5 protein-coding genes and 1 pseudogene are annotated in these 4,553 nt (G+C 62.5%); 4 read left to right on the forward strand and 2 right to left on the reverse strand.

Annotation, left to right across the window (positions count from 1 at the left end; genetic code table 11):
* A pseudogene (locus SHM7688_RS17460) lies at positions 1-184 on the forward strand (beta-ketoacyl-ACP synthase I); the annotation flags it as partial.
* Positions 185-304: 120 nt separating this feature from the next.
* Here the strand turns inward: SHM7688_RS17460 and SHM7688_RS17465 are convergent.
* Together SHM7688_RS17465 and SHM7688_RS17470 are read right to left on the reverse strand one after the other, a co-directional pair.
* On the reverse strand, positions 305-1,360 hold the full coding sequence (locus SHM7688_RS17465) for an NAD(P)H-dependent flavin oxidoreductase (RefSeq protein ID WP_058241243.1): 1,056 nt from the start codon (positions 1,358-1,360) through the stop codon (positions 305-307).
* Between the two features lie 95 nt (positions 1,361-1,455).
* The gene (locus SHM7688_RS17470) at positions 1,456-1,884 is read right to left on the reverse strand and encodes an FKBP-type peptidyl-prolyl cis-trans isomerase (RefSeq protein WP_058241264.1); all 429 of its coding nucleotides are present in this window, start codon (positions 1,882-1,884) and stop codon (positions 1,456-1,458) included.
* Positions 1,885-2,025: 141 nt separating this feature from the next.
* Between SHM7688_RS17470 and SHM7688_RS17475 the strand changes: the two genes are divergently transcribed.
* The 3 genes from SHM7688_RS17475 to SHM7688_RS17485 are packed head-to-tail and all read left to right on the forward strand — an operon-like array spanning position 2,026 to position 4,525.
* Positions 2,026-2,712, forward strand: coding sequence for a haloacid dehalogenase type II (locus SHM7688_RS17475; protein WP_058241244.1), 687 nt, complete (start codon positions 2,026-2,028; stop codon positions 2,710-2,712).
* Complete coding sequence (locus SHM7688_RS17480; RefSeq protein WP_058241245.1) at positions 2,712-3,554, forward strand: alpha/beta fold hydrolase; 843 nt, start codon at positions 2,712-2,714, stop codon at positions 3,552-3,554. The genes SHM7688_RS17475 and SHM7688_RS17480 overlap by 1 nt, the downstream gene beginning before the upstream one ends.
* Entirely contained in the window at positions 3,551-4,525 is a 975-nt protein-coding gene (locus SHM7688_RS17485; protein ID WP_058241246.1) for a threonine ammonia-lyase, read from the forward strand. The genes SHM7688_RS17480 and SHM7688_RS17485 overlap by 4 nt, the downstream gene beginning before the upstream one ends.
* Positions 4,526-4,553 lie beyond the last annotated feature (28 nt).

A 4,553-nucleotide genomic window follows, 5' to 3' on the forward strand; every position in this document is an offset into this window, starting at 1 on the left:
GCTGATGCTGGACGGCGATTTCATCACGCCTTCGATCAATGTGGACACGCTCGATCCGGCGATCAATTCCGATGAAATCGCCACAACGCTGGTGGAAAACGCCGGTCTGGACACGGTGATGACCAACAGCTTCGGCTTTGGCGGCACCAACGGCTCCATGCTCTTGTCCAAATACAAAGGCTGATCCCGGTCTTTGCAGGAAGGCTTTGCAGGACGGCTTTGATGGGGGCTTTGCCCCCGTCACAGCAGGCTGTGACTCCCCCAGGATATTTTTAGCCAAATGAAGCAGGCGTGCGCGGCCCGCTCAGCGCTGCGCCTGCATCAGCTCCTCGGCAATCTGCTGTAAAATCTCTGCGGCGGAACCTTGGCGCAGGCGGCGCAGCCCGCTGCCGGCCCAATGTGCACCAAACCCGCTGTCCCCGGCCGCTTTGGCCGCCGCATTCAGCGCTTTTCCCGCATCATAAGTCACAGGGTAATCCGGCACCTGCTGGCTGAGGCCCTGCCCGAGGGTGACAAAGGCATTGGGCACCGCGCGTGCGGCACGCCCTGAGATGGCCTTTGTCAGCACAGGCGGCCCAAGCTCCACATCCCGCAACGCCGCGCGATAGCCCGCATCGGCCGCAGATTCGGGGCAGTCCAGAAAGGCCGTACCCAGCTGCGCCGCCACCGCCCCCGCGGCCAATGCACGCGCCACATCCCGCCCCTCCATCAGCCCACCTGCGGCAATCACCGGCAGGTCACAGGCCGCGGTAATCTGATGCACCAATGTCAGCACCGGCAGACAGGCGTCCTCCGCATCCGGTTCAAAGACCCCGCGATGCCCACCAGCCTCAATGCCCTGCGCCACAATCGCATCCACGCCCGCAGCCACGCAGGCCCGCGCCTCCGCCAGGCTGGTGGCACTGGCAAACACCAGATTGCCTGCGGCCTGCAGCGCGCCTATCCAACGCGGGTCTGGCAGGCCAAAATGCAGGCTCACCACACCGGGGGCCTCTTCGATCAGCATGTCACACATGGCGCGATCCACCGCAAAGCTGCGGTAAATCTCATGCAGCGCCTCCGGCGGTTTGGCACCAAAGCGCGCAAACTGCGGTGCCAAGGCCGTGAGCCAGTCCGCCTCCACATCCGCATCCCGCATCGCGGGCGCATGGCAGAAGACATTGGCATTGATCACCCGATCCGTCAGCGCACGGGTAGCGCGCAGCATTCGGCGCGCGCCGTCCACACCAGCGGCCCCAAGGCCCAGCGCCCCAAGCCCGCCCGCATTGCTCACAGCGGCGGCCATCTCCGGCGTGGACACCCCCGCCATCGGCGCCTGCAACAGCGGATATTTCAACCCCAGATGTGACAGCAGATCCATCGCGGCCCCTCCTTTCGGACCAAGCTAACGGGACTGACGCAAAAGAAAAGCCCGCCAAACTACGGGCGGGCTTTCAGAATACAACGCGCGTGGGATCAGTTGATCGACACGAGCTCAATGGCAAAAGTCAGATCCTTGCCCGCCAGCATGTGGTTGGCATCCAGCTTGACGATCTCATCGGTGATCTCCACCACCGTCACTGGCACCACCTGACCCGTCGGAGATTGCATCTGCAGCTGCAGCCCAATTTCCAGCGGGATTTCCGCCGGGATCTGTTCGCGCGGCACATCCTGAATGGCCTCTTCATGACGCGGGCCATAGGCCTGATCGGCAGGGATTTCGGCCACTTTCTTGTCACCCACGCTCATGCCGTCCACCGCGTTGTCAAACCCCGGGATCACCTGACCGGACCCGAGGGTGAATTCCAGCGGATCACGCCCCTCAGAGCTGTCAAAAACCGAACCATCGCTCAACGTGCCGGTGTAATGGATACGGACGGTATCGCCCGATTTTGCTGCGGTCATGAAATGTCCCATCTGTCAGCATGGCCCGACCTCGCAGGCCGGCTTGAGCGCGCCACCCTATAGACCTTGGTGTGCATTGGCAAACAGGGGTTTCCCACCAAAACTAAACCTGCCAGTCTGCACAGAAACCGGGAGAAACGCATGGCCATCACCACCTGTATTTTCGACGCTTATGGAACCCTGTTTGATGTGGCCGCCGCCGCCCGTCAGGCCGCGTCAGAACCGGGGCGAGAGGCCTTTGGCCAGCATTGGCAGAAGGTTGCCAACGACTGGCGGCTCAAACAGTTGCAATACACCTGGCTGCGCGCTGTGGCGAATGCCCATACCGATTTCTGGGAAGTCACCCAAAACGGTCTGGACTGGGCTTTGGAGGCCGCAGGGCTGCACGAAGATGCAGAGCTGCGCGCACGTCTGCTGGCGCTTTATTGGGAGTTGGCCGCCTACCCCGAGGTGCCCGCCATGCTGGCACAACTCAAAGCCAGCGGTATGAACACCGCCATTCTGTCAAATGGCTCCCCCGATATGCTGAAGGGCGCGGTGGAAAGTGCCGAGGTGCAGGCTCTGCTCGATGATGTGCTCAGCGTGGAAGATGTCCAGATCTTCAAACCCGCCGCACAGGTCTATGATCTGGTGGGGCAGCGGTTCAACTGTGCCAAGGACGAAGTGCTCTTTGTGTCCTCCAATGGCTGGGATGCCGCCTGTGCCACGGGCTATGGTTTCACCACCGCCTGGGTCAACCGCGCGGGTGAGCCGGTGGATCGCATGCCATGGACCCCGACCCATATTCTTTCTGACCTCACAAGTATCCCTGATTTAGCGAGTGTATAATGCCCCATTTCACCACCTCCGATGGTCTGTCCCTGTATTACGATGATACCGGCGGGCCGGGCCCCGCTGTGCTCTGCCTCTCGGGCCTGACCCGCAACGCCACGGATTTTGACTATGTGCTTCCGCATCTGAAAGACGCGCGCGTCATTCGCATGGATTATCGCGGACGCGGCCAGTCCGACTGGGCCGATCACAGCACCTACACGCTCCCCCGCGAAGCGCAGGACGCGCTGGAGCTGATGGATCACCTTGGGCTCGCAAAAACCGCCATTCTGGGCACCTCTCGCGGTGGTCTGATCGCGCTGACACTGGCAGAGATTGCGCCTGAGCGGCTCACGGGGGTTTGTTTTAACGATATTGGCCCGGTGATAGAAACCGCTGGTCTCGAAGTGATCCTTGTTTTCATCGGGCGGAAACCGTTTTGGAAAACCCGTGCCGAGGCCGCCGAGGCGCTGGCCAGCCGCCTGCCGGGGTTTGCCAATGTGCCCGCCAGCCGCTGGGCCGAAGAAGCCGCGCATCACTTTGTGCCCACAGACACCGGCCTTGATATCAACTACGATCCCAAACTGCGCAACGCGGTTCTGGCCGAATTTGATCCGCGCGCGCCAGCTTCTGATATGTGGCCACAGTTTGATAAACTGGCCGGTCGCCCTCTGGCCGCGCTGCGCGGCATCAACAGCGATATTCTCAGCCGAGACACCTTTGAGCACATGCAGGCCCGCGCGCCGATGTTTGCCGCAGAGGTGGCGGACCGCGCCCATGTGCCTTTCCTCGATGAACCCGAGTCTCTGGCGGTCCTGACAGACTGGATCGCCACCCTCCCACCGCAGGACCCGTCATGAATATTGATATGATCCGCGCCGCCGCGCACCGCCTTGAGGGCCACGCGCGGCGCACGCCGCTTCTCACCTCTCCCTTTCTGGATGAGATCGCAGGCCGCCACCTGCTCGTGAAACCAGAGTGTTTGCAACACACAGGCTCTTTTAAATTCCGGGGCGGCTGGGCGGCAGTCTCTGCACTTGACGCAGCCACCCGCGCGCGCGGCGTCCTCGCCTATTCCTCCGGCAACCACGCGCAGGGCGTTGCACTGGCGGCTGCAAAACACGACGCCCCTGCGGTGATTGTCATGCCCCAAGACGCCCCGCAGCTGAAAATTGACAACACCCGTGCGCTGGGAGCGGAGGTGGTGCTCTATGATCGCGCCGGAGGCGAAAACCGCGAAGAGGTGGGCGGCACCCTTGCCCAAGAGCGCGGCCTGACCCTGATCCGCCCCTATGATGAGCCCGAAGTGATCGCCGGTCAGGGCACCGTGGGGCTGGAAATTGCCGCACAGGCTGCTGAGATGGGTGTGACCTCTGGGGATGTGCTGGTCTGTTGCGGTGGCGGCGGGCTGACCTCCGGCATCGCGCTGGCGCTGGAGGCCGAAGCCCGAGAGATGCGCGTGCGCACTGCTGAACCGGAAGCATTTGACGATGTGGCGCGATCGCTAGCGTCGGGCACGATAGTGACCAACACCCGCATCTCCGGCAGCCTCTGTGATGCCATCATCACCCCCGCTCCGGGCGAGATCACCTTTCCAATCATGTCCCGCCTCTGCGGCCCCGGCCTTGTGGTCACCGAGGAGGAGGCTCTGCACGCCATGGCACTGGCCTTCAAACGTTTGAAAATAGTGGTGGAACCGGGCGGCGCAGTCGCCTTGGCCGCCGCGCTGTTTCATGGCGATCAAATCGAAGGCGAGGCTGTGGTGGCGGTCTGCACCGGCGGGAATGTGGACGCGGATGTGTTCGCGGATGCTCTTGCAAAATATGCCTAACAAAAGGATCGCGCCCGGCCCCGAAGGG

Origin of the sequence: Shimia marina, assembly GCF_001458175.1 — a bacterium.
Classification (GTDB): Bacteria; Pseudomonadota; Alphaproteobacteria; order Rhodobacterales; family Rhodobacteraceae; genus Shimia; species Shimia marina.